Raw genomic sequence first — 16,716 nt, forward strand, 5'->3', positions numbered from 1 at the left:
TCGCTAGAGGGTCTTGTCGTTGGTGAAGAACTTGGGCTCGAAGGAAGCTTGGAGTTGGTGAATAAGCATGTGGGCGGTCCGGTAGGGATTCAAAGTCTGTCAGGTCTGACCTTGTTAAATGGCACAAACAGCTTGGCGTCTAACTACCAACTTACACTTGCAGTGGGTAACAATATTTCTATTCTGCAAGCGCCTTTGAGTGTTACAACTCGTGATGTAGTCCGTACCTATGATGGTAGTTTAAATGCGGCCGGTGAAGCCATTGTTGTGGTGGGCAGTGATACCCAGTTGTTTGGGGATGACGACTTGTCAGGTGGCAAGTTTGGTTTCGTTGACGCGAATGCTGGCGAGAACAAGACGGTGACGGTGTCGGGCGTGACTGTCAATGACGGTAATAGTGGCAATAACTACACTATCAGTTATGTCGATAACACCACCAGCACGATTAATCCAGCCGCGATTACAATCAGTACTAGCGATGTAGAGAAAACCTATGATGGTGGAACTGCTGCAGCGGGAAGTGCGGTGGTGACTTCTGGTCAATTGTTTACAAACGCGAGTAACAGCGCTGCGACAGATGCATTGGTGGGTGGTAACTTTGCATTTACTAATGCAAACGTTAGTCGTGACGGCAGTGGTAACGTACAAAGTAACAAAGAGGTAACAGTTGATGGTGTGACCATCAATGATGGTAACAATGGGAGCAACTACACGATTACCTTCGAAAGCAACACTACCAGCACGATTAATCCATTTGTGGTGAATGTCACCGGCACACGTGTATACGACGGTACGACAGTAGTGAACGCCAGTGACTTAACCTTAGGCAATTTGGTCGGTGATGAAACGCTGGCATTGAGTGGCGATGGCTCTGTCTCTGACAAGCACGTTGCGAACGGTAAGGTGATTACGTTGGGCAGTTTAGCGCTTGGTAATGCCGGTACAGGTGCGACAGCAGGCCTGGCGAGCAACTACACCTTTGCAGGTGGCACGCGGGTTATCGATATTACGCGCGCGAATTTAGTTTTGACTACAACTGATGTGGTTAAAACGTATGATGGCACAACGAATGCAGCAGGTACTGCGGTTGCTACAAATGGTACAGTCATCTTCAATGGAGACAGCTTGTCGGGTGGCACGTTTGCTTTTGTGGATGCCAATGTTGGTCGTGATTCTAATGGTAATGTGCTAAACAATAGAGTGGTCACTGTAAATGATGTGACGGTGAATGACGGTAATGGTGGCAATAACTACACTATTAGTTATGTTGTCAACGCCACGAGTACCATCAACCCAGCGCCAATAAGTGTGACTGGCTTGGTTGCCTTAAATAAAGTCTATGACGGCACTGATGTGGCGCAAATCAGTTCATCAACAGCATCTTTAGGCAGTGGCGTTTTTGGTGATGATGATGTATCGATTTCCCAAGGTCTTGATGGTGCAACGGGTACCTTTGCATCTAAAAATGTTGGCAATAATATTGAAGTGACTGCAACCGGTGTTCAGCTAACTGGCGCGGACGCAGGCAACTATACGCTTGCACCTGTGGGTGGTTTATTTTCTAACATCACGCCCTTCGCGTTATCAGCACAAGCAGTTGCCGGAGCGAGCCGAATTTACGATGGCACAACGGATGCGAGTGGTTTAGTGAGCCTGTCGTTAGATACATTCGGCAATGATCAGGTTGCGGCAACTTTTGACGCCAATTTCTTGACGCCAAATGTTGGGCAGGCGAGATTTGTGCAGGTGTCGAATATCCGGATTTCGGGACCTGACACAGGGAACTACATCGCACCCTTGAGTGCTTCGGCGTTTGCTGATATTGCGCCGCGGCCACTTTTCGTTGCCGCTGATGATCAAACGCGCCGATTTGGGGCAGCAGATCCCGTATTCACCTTCCAGCAGCAAGGTCTGCTAATCGGTGATCAGATTAACGTGAGTTTCTCGGTCCCGCGTGGTCGTGGAGTCGCCGTGGGCACATATGACATCATGCCGTTTGGCATCTTGAATCCCAACTATGATGTGACCTATGTCAGCGGTGCCCTGACAGTGACACCCGTGTCTAATCCCACGGATTACACGCAGGAGTCACCTATGGCACTGATCCCAGAGCCCAGCGCCAATCAGCCTAGGGTTAATGAAAGGCCGCGTGCGCCGCTGTCTCAGGTGTTTGCGGGTGGTGAGTCGACAACAGAGCAAGTCGTATTAGGGGACCTCGAGCTGATTAACATTACAACGATGACCGCCTCAGATGGGTTTGCTGATGGCGAGTTTGTACAGACACAAGATGGCGTCACAGACCGTGCCGTGGCGCAGATAGCGACCTCTGTGCGACAAACTGGCTCTACCCGGCTGTTGGTTATTGATGGGGGGGTCGCTTCGGCAGGCGAGTTGGATTCACCAACGGATCCCGAGCCCAGCGCCCAGGGCTTGCCGGACATTACGGCTTTGGTTGTCACTGGTGCGCTCGAGGACGGCGAACCGGTCGATGGCGATGAGCCCGAGCCCGGTAACTGAGTTCATACTCTTAAATGGGGTCAGACCCCTGTGGATAAGTGGAGGCTGAGCCCGGAATCGAACCGGGGTACACGGCTTTGCAGGCCGCTGCATAACCACTCTGCCACCCAGCCTTGGACAGCCAACTCGTTGAATCATAGAGCATCGGACCGATGCCTGAAACAAAAAACCTCGGCAGAGCCGAGGTCTACGTAATTTTGGAGCGGGAAACGAGACTCGAACTCGCGACCCCAACCTTGGCAAGGTTGTGCTCTACCAACTGAGCTATTCCCGCCGAAATCCGAACGTGCATTTTACAGAGTCTTTGCCCCGGGTCAAGACTTCCTCGGCCCCGTGTTTGCAAAAAACCGCCAGTTCTACTAAGTTCAAGTTTGGGACTATCCCCAAGGATGATTAGCCAAGGAGAGGCGTCATGAAAAATTACCGCGCATATTCACTTATCCTTCCGCTGGCATTAAGCCTCGCGGCCCCTCAAGCTATAGCCGCAACGGTTGATGAGACCCAAGGCCTGAGCATCACCGTCCAAGAAGTTGCTGAGCTAAGCCTCTACCAAGGCCCCAGTGGCACCCACTTCGACATCGGCGCCACCGCGCCACAAGCCGGCGATACCCCCAGTGCCATCGTCACCGGAGCCATGGATGCGCGCCTACACTACACCTCAGTAGTTCCCGCTGGAACAACGCGCAGCATTAGCGTCTCTCTCGACGGCGACCTGCAGCCCGGCATGCGACTGATGCTGAGCATACCCATGATCATTGGCGAGGGCCAAGTCGGTAACAGCCAATTCTCAGCGCCTACCGAGCTCACCGCCAGCCCCAAAGTCGCCATAAACAGCATCGGTTCAGCCGTCACAGGAACAGGGGCCAATGCGGGTGCCCAGCTCGCCTACAGCCTCAGCTATGACGCCACTGAGCTAACCGCCACGGATAGCCCCATCGACGTCACCGTGCTCTACACCCTCTCAGCCGCCGAATAGGGCAGGGCATCACGATGGTGCGCCGCATCTTACTGTGCGCGGTGATCTGGCTGGGGCTGGCATCCATGGGATCAGCCTCAGTCAGCGTCACCAATGGCCTAGAGCAGCGCTTCGCGCTTAGCCCCGCAGAGCGTGTTGAAGGACATATCCTGCTCAAAAATCATGCCGATCAGCCCATGCGAGTCATGGCCTATGTGCGTGACTATCGGGTCGATTTGGCGGGGCAGCATTTCCCCGAGGCCAATAGTCACGAGCGTTCCAATGCCACTTGGATAGAGTTCACCCCGCGCGAGCACGTGCTCCCAGCGCAGGCCCAAGGGCGCATCGACTTTGTCCTCCAGGCGCCGGAGAACCGCGAGGCCGGAACCTATTGGAGCGTCCTCATGGTCGAGGGCATCAGCGAGGGTGAACAAGATTCTGCGCGTGATCCTGGCGTCTATGTCGAAAATCGCTTTCGCACCGCGGTACGCCTACAAACCCACTTGCATGGGCCGTATGAACCAGGGCTGAAATTCCTGCAACGGAAACTGCTCAATGGGCCGCAAGGCCGCATCTTTCGGCTGGATATGGAAAACGCCGGAGATATTGAACTGCGGCTGCACCTTTGGGCGGAGCTCTTTACAGCCAATGGCCGCTCTCTAGGTCGATTTGAGCTGGGCCAAGTCGGCCTCTTACCGATGGCGCAGCGGAGCATCGACTGGGATCTCCCCGAGCTGGGTGCGGGCAGTTACGAGTTATTACTGGTCGCCGATCATCTTCAGGAGCACATCTTCGCTGCGCAATACCAGCTGCACCTGCGCCCGCCATAAGGAAGGCACATGCGCCAGGGAATCGGCTTTCAACATCAAAATGGTGCGCAGCTGTCTGAGCGCGACATTGCCCAGCGAAGGGACCACGACTTTGCTCGAGAGCGGCCTCAATCTGAGGGTCGCCGCTGTATCTCGCTCTGGCTCGCCCTCGTTGCGTTTTTGTGGCTAGTCATTCCAGCTGCAGCCATGGCTCATGCACTTGTTCACTTAGTCGATGAGCTCGATCTAGTCTACAGTCCCGGCTCAGTCGTCAGCTTTGCCGTACGTCTGGAAAACCCTACCGACCATCCCCTTACTCTTCGCGAATCCCTGCATTTGCCGCCCAGCCTGCGCTCACTGATGCCCGAGCGCGAACTGAGTCTAGCGCCCAACGAAGTGCGCCAATTGCTCGTGGCACTGACCATATCCAACAGCGCGCCTGCTGGCCCAACAGATCTTCAATACGGCGTTATCGCTTTAACCCACCCCGAGCAACGCGCCTTTATTCAGCGCAGCATTCATATCGCCGCGCATCCGCAGCTCGCCTGGCGAGGTCTTGACGAGATCCCACCTCAGCTTTGGGCCGATCAAACCCATGAGATCAATTTGGCGCTAGAAAACACCGGTAATGTGTCCTTAAGTGTCGAGCTAGACATTCCCGGTCAAGGCAGAACCACGCAGGCCCACCTCTCCCCCGAGACTCTAACGCTTGAACCCGGCCAAACCCAGCCGCTCACCCTCATTCTCCTACAGCCCATCGACTTAACCGCTCCCCGCCGCATCAGCCACCGCCTGCGCGCCCAAGCCCACAAATGTGGTCAGACCCCACAACGGGGTCGTACCCCATTCGAGAGTTACCAAACCGTGCACAGCCAGTGGCTCCCCACCCACCCCGGCACGCCAACCCACCACAACTACCCTCTACAACTCACTACAAGCTGGGGCGGCGACAATCAAGGAAGTGCCCGCCAATGGCAGCTCACCGGCAGCGGTGCCATAGATGAACACCAGCGGCACCACTGGGATCTGCGCCTCCGCCTTCCTGATGACAGCGGTCGCGGGCTTTGGGATCAACGCGAAGAGATGGCCATCGCCTATCGTGGCCCCGAATATGCTGCACGCCTCGGTGATCTGGCGCACACCGATCTGCCCATGCTGGGTCAGCGCTATGGGCGTGGGATAAGCGCGGAATGGCGACCTGAAGATACGCCATGGACACTCGGCAGCTACCACCTTCCGCGAACCGATCAACACAGGGCAGAGCAGGGTGCCCACTTGGGCTGGGCGCCAAACTCAAGGCAAGCTTGGCAACTGCACCTTTGGCAGCCCGAAGAAACACCCGCGGCATGGGGACTCAAAACCCGCCATGAGTGGCGAGTAGACCATCATCTCTCCGCCGATCTCGCATATCAGCAAGGGTATTCCTGGTCAGTAGAATCCCGCGGTAGGCTCGCCCATGGCGGACTGTATCGACTGACCGAATCACACTGGCATCCCGCGCTTAGGCACTATGCCACTGGCACTAAGCATCCATCGGCCAATCCCTACCGCCCATCAGCCGGCTCTTACCATCGATCCGCACAATTAGACCAGCCATTGGGCCAGGCATGGCGCCTGCGTACCCGATATCGCAGCTTTAGCAGCCCAAGCCTAGAGGAGCAGCAGCTGCACATTGGCGCCCGATGGCAAACCCCCTTGGGCATCACCCTAGACTTAGAGCAGGAGCGCTACACACGGGGGTCAGACCCCAAACTTCGTACCGTGGGGTCTGACCCCCAATATGTCCAATATGCGCAGCGCTGGGGACTGGCGGGACAAACAAACCACCTCAGTTACCGCATGCAATGGCGCCGTGCCGGGGAGCAAGATCAGTCCATCACTCTGGGCTGGCGACCCTCGCGAGATCTACAAATGGCGCTCTACTGGCACCAAGGCCCCGAAACAGTCAGTGATAGCCGCTTCATCAGAACAGGCAGCCAGCGCAGTGTCTCTTTCACCTATCGCCCGGCACCACAACATCAGCTCCAACTCCAAGCCGCCGAAAGCAGCCATCAAGACCAATTCTATCGGTCAGGTAGCCTGCAATGGCGTTGGCAGTTCTCACCAAGACAATCCCTGACTCTAAGCCTGCAACACGAAAGCCAAAACCACGAAAGCCAAAACCTCGGAAGCCAAAGCCACCATGACACTCGATGGTTCGCGCAACATCACTGGTCGTTCCAGCTGCCGATTCGGCGGAGACAAAGCGTCGGCAGCCTCCACGGCTGTGTGGACTTCCCCGATCAAGAGCAACAATCCAAAGATATCCGCACATCCGTGCTCATTTGGGCCAACCAATCGGCTGCCCGCCTCGATGCCAAGGGCTGTTACCGGTTTCGCGGACTACCCATCGGCCCAACCCAGCTCCGCCTGCAGGGCCTCCCCACCCAATGGGGTCTGACCCCCAGAAAAAGGGGTCTGTCCCCATTTAATAGTGACGATCTGCGCGTTGACATCACCGGCGGGACAAACCAACGTCTCGACATCACCCTGGTGCGGACAGCGCAGCTGAGCGGCCAACTAAAGCTCACAAACGCCACCGCGCCTCTGCCACGCATCTGGATCGAACTGCACAACGACTCAGCCACGCACCGCACGCAAACCGACTCCGAGGGGCATTTCACCTTTGAACGTTTGCTTCCTGGGGAGTGGCAACTTCGTCTCTCAGAGGAAGCTTTGCCGCGCCGTTACTCATGGATCTCACCTCCCGCGAAAAGTCACATTCTGACGCCAGGCTACCATCAGAGGGTAGAGTTGTTGCTTAACTACACCAGCCCCCAGTGGCAGTTTATCGATAGTGGCGTATTGCGTTAACTCGTTTACTTGTAATAAGCCGTCACTTAACCAAGTATGGGGACCCATCGCTCAACAGCATAGCGGTCAATAAACCGAGGGCGAGATGTGATGAGTAACCTAGAAGTGCACGAAGCTCGAGAGAATCAGTGGCTGGCCAAACTCACTCCATTGGAATTTGCCCACATTCTTCCCTTAATGGAACGTGTCACTTTGGTTCACGGCGACTGCTTGCATCGTCCGGGTGAGCCTTTGGAGATGGTGTATTTTCCGATCTCAGGGATTGTTTCGTTAAGTCAGATTGACGACGAAGGGGCGAGCATGGAAATGGTGATGTGCGGCGCCAATAGCATGATTGGTCATGCGATCGCGCTAGGCTCCGACGCCTCAGCCTATCAGGCTACTGTGCGCAACCCCGGCGTGGCTTATGGCCTGTCAGTTCGCAGTTTTCGTCGCGAACTGCGCAGCAATGAGGGCCTGTTCCGAGCCACTTTGGCCTATGTCAATCAGTTGTTGCAAGAAATCACCTCCAACGCCTTTTGTAGCCGTTTTCATTCGTTGCATGCGCGCTTAGGGCGTTGGCTGCTGCAAACACAGGCCCTGACAAATGACGCCTGGATAAAAAACACCCAGCAGGAAATCGCCGACTTTCTGGGGGTGCGCCGTGAGGCCGTCAATATCGCTATGGGCCAATTGGAAGACGACAGCCTTATCGTGAGTCGACGTGGCGCCTTTCGTATTGAAAACCTCGAAGCCCTTAAACACATAGCCTGCGAATGTCTCCAAGCCACTCACCCCAACAAATGGGGTACGACCCCATTTATCCACAGGGGTGCGACCCCATTTGGCACCCCAACTGGCAATGCCAAAACCGCCTACGAATTCGGCCCCGAGTCGGTGGATGAAGCCCTTATCTTGGCGCAAAAAAATGCCCGTCAATATAAAGATTTATTTGACTTTGCGCCGGTGGCCTATATCTGCGTGGATAGAGATATGCATATTCTGCGCTGCAATCTCGCCGGCGCCATTTTGCTGCATCAGAAGCACAGTGATATGAACAATCAAGACTTGATCAAATATTTCGTGCCAGAGGAGCGCGAGAATATCGCTGCCTATATTCGCCAAATCCTCGACGGCCGTCGACATGCACCGCTTTTAGCTATGATCGTCGCCAATTCCCGTGAGCCGCGAAAACTAGTCACTATCAACGCCGAGACGGACGAACGGGGGAGACAATGCCGCATGGTCATCACCCCCGTACGCCGCCGCCAATTCCTCTACTAAAGTCGGTGGGTCTGACTTAGGGGCGCAGCCATTAAGCGACACTCGGCCCCATCCTCGTCTGGCGCGCCGTATAAACGCACTGCCAGTTCAGGTCGATGGGCGGTCGATTTCAACGCAATATCACAGCCCTCACGACACCGCCCACTCAACACGGAACGGTAGAACTGCATGAACTGGGCCACCGAATTTTTGTCGAGGAAATCCGCGAAAGGCTGCCGTTCAAAATCGGAATGCTTAATGCCCATCATGATTGCCCCGGCAATATTCGTGCGCTCCAGCTCGCCATTGGCACCCAACATAAAGTAAGGCATGGGGGCATATTCGTAGAGATCCTCGAATTGCTTCTTCAAATTCTCGATCTCAAGATACGCCGCCCGCAGATCGCCAATATGCTCGGAGAGCTCAGCCTGCTGCGTATTCAGACCTTGCATGATCATAGACTCCGGCCAGCTAGTATGCTCATGACCCATTTGATTAAGGCATTCCGCATGGTGTGTTTGCTTATGTAAACCCAAGTCCCCATTCCCGCCGCTATTGCCACTGCCATGATAGCCAGCGGGTAACATGCGCTCATGATGTCGCAACGATTGGTAGCACTCACAAGCCCGTGCCTCTAGACCCTGTCGGTCCGTAATGTCGACACTGCCGCGGTGCCGCAAAATCAAACCCTGGTCTTGTAACTTGCGCGCTGCCTCATTAATCGCCTCGCGGCGCACCCCGAGCATATCGCCCATGGTCTCTTGCGTGACGCGCACTTGGTGCCCGCCATTAAGATCGGCATTTTGTAATAACCAACGCGCAAGACGTTCCTCGACACGATGGTGTCTGTTGCATGCCACACCGTGCGAGATCTCCATAATGAGCGCTTGCACATAGCCCAATATCTGGGCTTGCAGCACACTTCCTTGCACTAGGGCACGGCGCAGACGGCTGGCGCGCAGTCGATAGGCATCGCCGGGGCAGCGCACCACGGCTTCATGGGTCATGAATTCACCGCCTAAAACGGCGGCAAGACCGATCAGGCCGTTATGTCCGGTCATGGCCAATTCGGTGGTAGTGCCCGAGGAGGTGGTGAAGATCTGCGAGACCACGCCGGAGGTAGGAAAGTACACATGTTCAATTTTGGTGTGCGGCTCGTGTATGACCCAGCCAGGGTTGAGAGCGACTCTTTCTAAATGATCACGTAAAGGAGTGAGCTCATAGTCTGGCAATGATCCCAAAATATGATTCTGTTTTGGTCCTGTATCTATTGTTTCCATGATGGTTACCTCTTGTTTTTATCCGTAAAGGTTTCTTCTTATTAAGAGTGTAGGTCACTACCCAAAATCGATGACGATCTAGATCAAATCTTGACCTCAAAATAAACTTAAAAAATCTATTTTTAAGTGTGTTAACACACATACCTCATCTTAATTAAGAGATTTACTTCAGTTGTGTGTGTGCGCGCACAAAACCTATGGGTTTGAACTTATTGGAATTTAGTCCCGGATCCAGAGACTGTATCCGAAAGCACAGATTTACTCGAGGTCGTGCTGCAATCTATCTATCGGTCGAAACGAAAAGACCACTCACTCAGTAAACCCGAATAATGGAGAGAACCAACATGCAAACTCAAGAGAAAACCCCGAACGTCCCGGATACCACCCCAGTCTCGCGTCGCGTGCACCTGCAGCGCGGTGCCAGCCTCGTTGAATACGGCCTGCTGGTGGCCCTGATCGCGGTCGTATCAGTGGGTCTGATAACGACACTTGGGACGGAGATTGAGGCTGGCTTTCAGAGCATTGTCACCGCTCTTACTTCTGGGGGTGGTGGAACAGGCAATCCTGGGGGTGGTGGAACAGGCAATTGAAGCGGCCATATTCGCACTCAATCTCGGTGTTAAAGCAGTTCAATAAGCGTGTTAAAGAGCGGGCCACCCCGGCCCGCTCCTTCTTAGGGAGGCGTCGCCGTGATACAAGCACGTGCATATTGGGTATTACTCGTGGCGGTAGCCATGGGCGCTGTTGCTGTTTATATGGTCCAAGGTTTGATCCGCCCGGCAGAGCCCCCTGAGACAGTGGCTGCTGAGGGCCCGGCCATGACCTCGGTGGTCGTGGCTGCCATGGACCTGGAGGTTGGGCAGCGCCTGGATCGCGTATCGCTGTCTACCGTTTCTTTCCCCGCTGCGGCTGTGCCTCAGGGGGCCTTTAACGACATCCAAGCAGTACTTACGCTGGATGACACACCGCCGGTGGTGATCCGCGAGATCACCCGCGGTGAAGTGATCATGCCACATCGCATCTCACCCCCGGGAACGCGTGCCGGTCTGATGCCGCGCATTCCGTCAGAACATCGCGCGATCACCATCTCGACCGATGAAGTCCAGGGCGTGGCGGGTTTTGTCTTGCCCGGAGATCGTGTAGACATCTTGCACACCACCAATGCCGGGCGTGCTGATGGCGAATTGGTGACTCGTATGCTGATGCAGAACATACCGGTACTCGCGGTCGATCAAATTGCTTCCGATCGCCGTGATGATCCGCGCGTGGCCCGCGCAATCACCTTACTCACCACCCCTGAAGAAGCCCAAAAAATCACGCTAGCGCAGCGGGTCGGGCAGGTGAAGGTCGCCTTACGCAGCACCTTTGATGATGACGTCACGCCACGCGCGGTGATTCGTGGTGTTGATCTGCAAACCCGCACTTCTAACCCTAATGGGACCAGTGGGCCGCCGCCGGGACCCCGTGTGCAGGTGATTCGCGGGCTGAATGTAAACAGCCAAACCATCACGGGTAATACCGCTCAGCCTTGATGTTCTTGGACCACAAATAAGGAGCATAAGATGTTCAAGTTCACCGTATTCCTCTCTGGGTGGGTGCTGATGCTGGGACTATGGGTTCCCTCGGCTCACGCCCAAAACCCCCAAGGCCTAGACCTAGGCGAACCCATGGATGTGGGTGAGCTGGTCTTGGCGGCGGGCAAATCCCGCATCGTCACGGCCCCCGTCAACCTCACCCAGGTTGTGGTGGGTAATCCCGATGTGGCCGATGTGCGCATGCTCTCCTCAAGGCGCGTGCTGCTGGTGGCCAACCGCTCGGGGCGCACCAACTTGGCGTTTCGTGGCGCGGATAACCAAATGGTGGCGATGCTCGATCTGGTCGTCACCCATGACATCGATGGTATCAAGCGCAAGCTGCATGAGCTGCTGCCGGATGAGCGTGATCTGCAAGTAAGAAGTTCCAACTCCATGGTCATTCTCTCCGGCCAGGTGTCCGATACCTATGCCATGGACACTGCATTGGCAGCGGCCCGCAGCTTCGCCGGAGACAACGATGTTCGCAACCTGCTGCAGGTCGGCGGCGGACAACAAGTGATGCTGGAAGTGCGCATAGCCGAGGTCAAGCGCAACTCCTTGAAAGCACTGGGTATCTCGACCACCATTACCGGCAGCTCAGGCAGCCGCACCGCTGAAATCTCTACCGGACTGCCGCTGAGTGTTACGCCATTTGTCGATGGCCTGTTTACCTGGCCAGATCTGTTATTGCGGCTTGAAGCCCTAGAAACCCGCGGTCTCGCCAAAACTCTGGCTGAGCCCAACATCGTCGCCTTATCTGGGCAAGAGGGCAGCTTCCTGGCCGGTGGTGAGTTCCCCGTGCCGGTATTACAGTCGGGTGGGTCAGATGCGATCACCGTGGAGTTCAAGGAATACGGCGTAGGCCTCTTGTTCACGCCCATGGTGCTCTCCAGCAGCAAGATCAATCTGCGCCTGCAGACCGAAGTCTCCACCATCGATTTTGAGAATGCGACTTCGGTCGCAGGAACCTCGGTTCCGGCGCTCAACACACGCCGCACAGGCACCACGATCGAGCTGGCTGATGGCCAAAGCTTTGTCATTGCCGGGCTGCTGCAAGAGAACATGAACAATGTCCTCAACCAGGTCCCGGGACTGGGGAGCGTGCCCATTCTCGGCGCTTTGTTCCGCAGCACGGAGTTTCGCCGCAATGAGACCGAACTGGCCATCGTCGTCAGGGCTCGCTTGGTCGCGCCTAGCACTGCGGATGTGCGCTTGCCCACCGACAATATCATCGCGCCCTCCGATATTGATCAGTACCTACTGGGCACGCTAGAGCACCGGGAAATCAGCCCCGCCAGCAACACCACCGGCGGCCTAGAAGGCAGCTTCGGCCACGAACTCTAACCAACGGGGTACGACCCCAAAAGAGGACTAATGGGGTCGTACCCCAATAGGAGATGCAACGATGAGATCGGTAACAAGCATGCAAATCGTGGGGTTGGCGCTGACGCTGGGCCTAGCGGGATGCCAAACCCTGCCGGGCCAGCCGCTGGATGCCTCATTCGGGGAGGCCTTGCGGGCCTCGAAAGAGGCGCAGGTGATCCATCCAGAAGCCGGCACCCAAGAACACTCGCCGGCGACGCTGGATGGGTCAAAAGCTGAGCGCAGCCTAGATCAATACCGCCAGCAAACCCCAGCGGCTGAGACCCGACGTCTGGTCACTGACGTCGGCAGCTAACCCAGCCGAATCCACCCATCCTGTAAACCAAGCCGAATCCATCTAGCCACCAGAGCGAGCCGAGGAACCAGAGCATGAAGCCGGCACACAACAAGCAACGCGGCGCCATTCTCGTGATGAGCCTATTCATGATCATCCTGATGCTGGGCATGGGCGCCTTCGCGCTCGACCTGGGTCGTCTCTATGTGCTCAAAAGTCAGATGCAAAATGCCGCTGATGCCGCTGCCCGCGCCGGCGCGGAAGAGTTGGATAACCGCCCAGGTGCCCAGGCCCGTGCCCGCGCGGCCATCCTTGATCTTTTGCAACATGACAGCGGCTTCGCCCGCGAAACCGATCTTTTGCAGGGCATCACAGAAGGCAATATCCGCTTCTACAGCTGGATTGGCTCACCCTACGATGCCGATGTTGACCGGCCGCAGGAGTATTGCGAGACGCAGCTGGGTGGCAGCTTCGAAAATGGTCGTTGCTTGAGCCCACTAGGCACAGACACCGTCAGTCGCTATGTGGAGGTGCGCCTAGAACCTAATGACACTGAGCGCGACTACACGGTTGATCTGTACTTCCTACCCGTACTCGACCTCATTGGCGCCGATACCGCGCGTTTCGCGCAAGTCAACGCCCGCGCCCTGGCCGGACGCCAGTTCACCGTCTGTAACTATCCTCCGCTGATGATTTGTAACCCGTTTGAACCCGAGGGTCTGAGTTTCGCGCGCGCCGCTGATCCCAGCGATCCCAATGCCCGCATCCGTGTTGGCTACTCGCTGTCTTTGAAACAAAAATGGGCGGCCGGTAATTTCGGCTTTCTACAGGTCCGCAACCCCGGCGGCCAGTTCACTTCTGGCGCCGTACGGGTCGGTGAATACCTGGCCGATCCAAACTTGCAGGAGTGCACGCCGCCGCAAGTACGCACCCAACCCGGCGCCATCGAAAGCTTTCCCACCTGGGGCTGGAACACCCGATTCGACCATTACACCAACCAATTCCGCCCGCGTGACTACCCACCGGCGCCCAATGTCATCGAATATCCGCGCGACATCGGTGGCGACGAAATTGTGGGTAATGGCCAGTGGCGAAGAGACGAATACTGGACTGCTTTTCACAGCTACCACGGCAGATCGCAACCGCCGGGCTATACGCAAATGACCCGCCATCAGTTGTATGAGTGGGAGTTGGATGAGGGGCTCATGCCCTGCGATCCCAATGGGCCCGATGGCGAACCAGGAACGTCCGATGACATCAACTGCTTAGATCCCCTCACTGAGTTACCCGCCAAAGATGGCCTCAGCACCCGTGACCCTTGGGCTACGCCTGAGCCTGACCGCACCGTACCTTACGTCGATCCCAGCCCCGCAGGCCGGGCTGCTAAGCCTATTATCGATGGCTTGCATAACCCCGCCAATCGTGGCCCCGTGGTATTCCCCGATCGCCGCGTGTTGTTTGCCGCTGTTTTAGACTGCGCTGCGCAAAATATCACCGGAAGAACCAACGCCACCGCCGACACCTTCGCCAAATTCTTCATCTTGCAAACCGCCACTCAACGCCGCAGCGAGTTCGTCGTGGAATACATGGGTCTAGCGGGTCGCGCTGATGCCGAATTCAATGTCTCGGTGCAGCTGTATGAATAAGCAAACCCCACAAAGCGGTGCGGCGATGGTGGAGTTTGCTTTGGTGCTGATTCCGCTGCTGCTCATCGTTTTTGGCATCACCGAGCTGGGCCGCGCCCTGTATCAACAAAACAGCTTGGTGAAGTCGGTGCATGCCGGCGCCCGCTACATCGCCCGCCAACCCGATGCACTAGTCGTGGCTAATCCTTGCACCCCGGGCGTGACTTGGACTCAAGTCAGCAATAACGCCCGCAATTTGGTGGTCTGCGGACGCACTTCCAATTGCAATGGAGCCACCACCACTGTGCCCGGGATGACTACAACAGAGGTGCAGATTACCACCTCAAGCGCCCTTATTACCGCAGCCGGGGAGAACCGTCCCGCCTGCATCATCCAGGTCGCTGCCGAAGTGCCTTTCCAGTCGGTATTCGGTGAGCGTCTGCTGCCGATAGGGCAGTGGACGGGGCTGCAGCTAAGAGCCTCGATCGAGGAGCGCTACATCGGTGAATAAGCCTACTGCACAAAGCGGCGTAGCCATGGTGGAATTTGCGCTGGTGGTCGCGCTGTTCCTGCTTTTGGTGTTCGCCGCCATCGAGTTCTCCCGGGTGATGTTGGAGGTCTCACGCACCGTCGAGGCCACCCGCGCTGGCGTGCGCATCGCCGTGGTGAACACGCCACCAGCTGGCTACCCCGGAAGCACTGGGCCATTCACCCCGGCCGCTAATTCGCCGGTGTTCACCCAAATGCAGCGACAGCAACCGCGCCTGCAACCGCGGAATGTGCAGATCAGCTATAGCATCTCCGATGCCGGTAGTGTCAATCGCACAGAAAACATCCCGATCGTCACCGTCGCTATCACTGATCTAATGTATGAACCCCTTTTCGCGACCCTGTTGGGGGTTGATTTGGACTTTGCCTTGCCCGCCTTTCCCTCTAGCTTGATGGGCGAGTCGCTCTGGACCTTGGAGCCCTAACATGGAGAAAAAAGTACTGGTGCAAGTCAACGTGTTGGGCGTCATCGCTGATCAGGATATTGCCCAGCAATTACAAGAATCATTGGGTCGCATACAGGGCGTTAATTTCACATTGCGGCCGCCGCGTAGTATCCGCAGTCTGGCCGATATCGGTGTCAAGGAAATGCCGGATATTTTGCTCATGGATATCGACGGGCATACGCCTCAGGACGCGACTGATCTGCAACGTTTGGTCGCCGAAAGCCCCGATCATCTGCGGATTTTTTGTATTTTTCGGCACGAAAACTCTAGCCTCATCGGCAAGCTCAAGGGGCCGGCGCTAGCGCATATCTACACGCCCCCGTTTGTTGCGCAAGAGATCGTACTGGACGTGCTGGAAGTGATGTCCGATAAACGTCGCCGCCTCCTTGAAGCGCGAGCCCGAAAAGGCTCGATCACGGCCTTTTTCAGTGCCAGCGGTGGCGCCGGCGCCACGACCTTAGCCACCAACACCGCCGAACGCTTGGTTAGCCAGTTTGGCCGCCGCGTCACGCTGCTGGATCTGGATATTGGCTTTGGCTGCGCAGCGCTGACCCTGGATATTCAGCCACGTACGTTTGCCACCACCGCGCTCACTCAGCCCGAGCGTATTGATCCGGTGTTTATCGAAGCTTTGCTGACCGAGCATGAGTCCGGTCTCAAAGTGCTCGCCGCCCCCGCCGACCCCCAAGCCGGCGAAACCATCTCCGTTGCGGCCATACAAGCCTTGTTGCACGCCTTGGTTGAACGCTACGAGTTACTGGTCATCGACCTGCCGCGGCTAATCACGCCTTGGACATTGGAAGTGATGAAACAGGCTGATCCGCTGTTTATTGTGACCCACAATCACATGGTTCCGCTGCGCAATACGCGCTTGTTGATCGAGCAATTGCCCCGCGTGGGCGTTCTTAAAGAACGCATCGAAGTGATCAATAATCACGCGCGTCCCGGAGGGGAACTGCACTCCGAGCACATGCGCGAGACGCTTCATAATCTGCCGATACATCAAGTCAGCAGCGATTTTTCCACCGCAGTTCGAGCCCAAGATCAAGGCGCGCCCATTCACAGCCTGCAGCGGCGCTCAGCGCTATGTCGGGACATCGAAAAACTCGCGGAATACCTCAATAGCTCCTTTACCGGCACAACCCAAACCCATCCGAGCCTGTTCAAGCGCATGCTGGGGCAAGGCCACAGAGTAGGAGGCTTTTGAAT

At 56.2% G+C, this 16,716-nt stretch carries 14 protein-coding genes and 2 tRNA genes; 13 read left to right on the forward strand and 3 right to left on the reverse strand.

Annotation, left to right across the window (positions count from 1 at the left end; translation table 11 throughout):
* A partial coding sequence (locus tag CKX93_RS08935) for a YDG domain-containing protein (protein ID WP_240076655.1) occupies nt 1-2,517 on the forward strand: 2,517 nt, incomplete at its 5' end.
* A 39-nt stretch (nt 2,518-2,556) separates the two neighbouring features.
* On the opposite strand, the gene CKX93_RS08940 is transcribed toward CKX93_RS08935, so the two are convergent.
* Nucleotides 2,557-2,630, reverse strand: a tRNA-Cys gene (locus tag CKX93_RS08940).
* Between the two features lie 85 nt (nt 2,631-2,715).
* Nucleotides 2,716-2,791 (reverse strand) — tRNA-Gly (locus CKX93_RS08945).
* Between the two features lie 138 nt (nt 2,792-2,929).
* Between CKX93_RS08945 and CKX93_RS08950 the strand changes: the two genes are divergently transcribed.
* The 4 genes from CKX93_RS08950 (at nt 2,930) to CKX93_RS08965 (ending at nt 8,397) form a co-directional block, all read left to right on the forward strand.
* Entirely contained in the window at nt 2,930-3,493 is a 564-nt protein-coding gene (locus CKX93_RS08950; RefSeq protein ID WP_076753976.1) for a hypothetical protein, read from the forward strand.
* Nucleotides 3,494-3,507: 14 nt separating this feature from the next.
* A complete protein-coding gene (locus tag CKX93_RS08955; RefSeq protein ID WP_076753978.1) occupies nt 3,508-4,302 on the forward strand; it encodes a hypothetical protein in 795 nt (264 codons plus the stop codon).
* A gap of 186 nt (nt 4,303-4,488) precedes the next feature.
* Entirely contained in the window at nt 4,489-7,134 is a 2,646-nt protein-coding gene (locus CKX93_RS08960; protein ID WP_143339885.1) for a COG1470 family protein, read from the forward strand.
* 90 nt (nt 7,135-7,224) lie between these two features.
* Complete coding sequence (locus CKX93_RS08965; protein ID WP_076753982.1) at nt 7,225-8,397, forward strand: helix-turn-helix domain-containing protein; 1,173 nt, start codon at nt 7,225-7,227, stop codon at nt 8,395-8,397.
* On the opposite strand, the gene CKX93_RS08970 is transcribed toward CKX93_RS08965, so the two are convergent.
* A complete protein-coding gene (locus CKX93_RS08970; protein WP_076753984.1) occupies nt 8,394-9,656 on the reverse strand; it encodes a helix-turn-helix domain-containing protein in 1,263 nt (420 codons plus the stop codon). The two genes, CKX93_RS08965 and CKX93_RS08970, sit on opposite strands and share 4 nt — an antisense overlap.
* 344 nt (nt 9,657-10,000) lie before the next feature.
* On the opposite strand from CKX93_RS08970, the gene CKX93_RS08975 reads away from it, so the two are divergent.
* From CKX93_RS08975 to CKX93_RS09010, 8 genes are all read left to right on the forward strand, one after another.
* The gene (locus CKX93_RS08975; protein ID WP_076753986.1) at nt 10,001-10,246 is read left to right on the forward strand and encodes a Flp family type IVb pilin; all 246 of its coding nucleotides are present in this window, start codon (nt 10,001-10,003) and stop codon (nt 10,244-10,246) included.
* Between the two features lie 99 nt (nt 10,247-10,345).
* Nucleotides 10,346-11,188: a Flp pilus assembly protein CpaB gene (cpaB, locus tag CKX93_RS08980; protein ID WP_143339886.1), complete on the forward strand. Its 843-nt coding sequence runs from the start codon at nt 10,346-10,348 to the stop codon at nt 11,186-11,188.
* A gap of 30 nt (nt 11,189-11,218) precedes the next feature.
* Nucleotides 11,219-12,574: a type II and III secretion system protein family protein gene (locus CKX93_RS08985; protein ID WP_076753990.1), complete on the forward strand. Its 1,356-nt coding sequence runs from the start codon at nt 11,219-11,221 to the stop codon at nt 12,572-12,574.
* Between the two features lie 61 nt (nt 12,575-12,635).
* Nucleotides 12,636-12,908, forward strand: coding sequence for a hypothetical protein (locus CKX93_RS08990; protein ID WP_143339887.1), 273 nt, complete (start codon nt 12,636-12,638; stop codon nt 12,906-12,908).
* Nucleotides 12,909-12,982: 74 nt separating this feature from the next.
* A complete protein-coding gene (locus CKX93_RS08995; RefSeq protein WP_076753994.1) occupies nt 12,983-14,533 on the forward strand; it encodes a pilus assembly protein TadG-related protein in 1,551 nt (516 codons plus the stop codon).
* Nucleotides 14,526-15,023: a TadE/TadG family type IV pilus assembly protein gene (locus CKX93_RS09000; protein ID WP_159435502.1), complete on the forward strand. Its 498-nt coding sequence runs from the start codon at nt 14,526-14,528 to the stop codon at nt 15,021-15,023. Before CKX93_RS08995 ends, CKX93_RS09000 begins: the two co-directional genes overlap by 8 nt.
* The gene (locus CKX93_RS09005; RefSeq protein WP_143339888.1) at nt 15,016-15,486 is read left to right on the forward strand and encodes a TadE/TadG family type IV pilus assembly protein; all 471 of its coding nucleotides are present in this window, start codon (nt 15,016-15,018) and stop codon (nt 15,484-15,486) included. Before CKX93_RS09000 ends, CKX93_RS09005 begins: the two co-directional genes overlap by 8 nt.
* Before the next feature lies 1 nt (nt 15,487).
* A complete protein-coding gene (locus tag CKX93_RS09010; RefSeq protein WP_076754002.1) occupies nt 15,488-16,714 on the forward strand; it encodes a CpaE/TadZ family protein in 1,227 nt (408 codons plus the stop codon).
* The last annotated feature ends 2 nt before the right edge of the window (nt 16,715-16,716 follow it).

The sequence above is a fragment of the Ectothiorhodosinus mongolicus genome (assembly GCF_022406875.1).
In the GTDB taxonomy this organism is placed as follows: domain Bacteria; phylum Pseudomonadota; class Gammaproteobacteria; order Ectothiorhodospirales; family Ectothiorhodospiraceae; genus Ectothiorhodospira; species Ectothiorhodospira mongolica.

Coding starts and splice junctions, on each gene's coding strand:
- CKX93_RS08950 (WP_076753976.1), top strand. CDS start 2,930: ATGAAAAATTACCGCGCATATTCACTTATCCTTCCGCTGGCATTAAGC.
- CKX93_RS08990 (WP_143339887.1), top strand. CDS start 12,636: ATGAGATCGGTAACAAGCATGCAAATCGTGGGGTTGGCGCTGACGCTG.
- CKX93_RS09010 (WP_076754002.1), top strand. CDS start 15,488: ATGGAGAAAAAAGTACTGGTGCAAGTCAACGTGTTGGGCGTCATCGCT.
- CKX93_RS08970 (WP_076753984.1), bottom strand. CDS start 9,656: ATGGAAACAATAGATACAGGACCAAAACAGAATCATATTTTGGGATCA.
- CKX93_RS08985 (WP_076753990.1), top strand. CDS start 11,219: ATGTTCAAGTTCACCGTATTCCTCTCTGGGTGGGTGCTGATGCTGGGA.
- CKX93_RS08995 (WP_076753994.1), top strand. CDS start 12,983: ATGAAGCCGGCACACAACAAGCAACGCGGCGCCATTCTCGTGATGAGC.
- CKX93_RS09000 (WP_159435502.1), top strand. CDS start 14,526: ATGAATAAGCAAACCCCACAAAGCGGTGCGGCGATGGTGGAGTTTGCT.
- CKX93_RS08975 (WP_076753986.1), top strand. CDS start 10,001: ATGCAAACTCAAGAGAAAACCCCGAACGTCCCGGATACCACCCCAGTC.
- CKX93_RS08965 (WP_076753982.1), top strand. CDS start 7,225: ATGAGTAACCTAGAAGTGCACGAAGCTCGAGAGAATCAGTGGCTGGCC.
- CKX93_RS08960 (WP_143339885.1), top strand. CDS start 4,489: ATGGCTCATGCACTTGTTCACTTAGTCGATGAGCTCGATCTAGTCTAC.
- CKX93_RS08955 (WP_076753978.1), top strand. CDS start 3,508: ATGGTGCGCCGCATCTTACTGTGCGCGGTGATCTGGCTGGGGCTGGCA.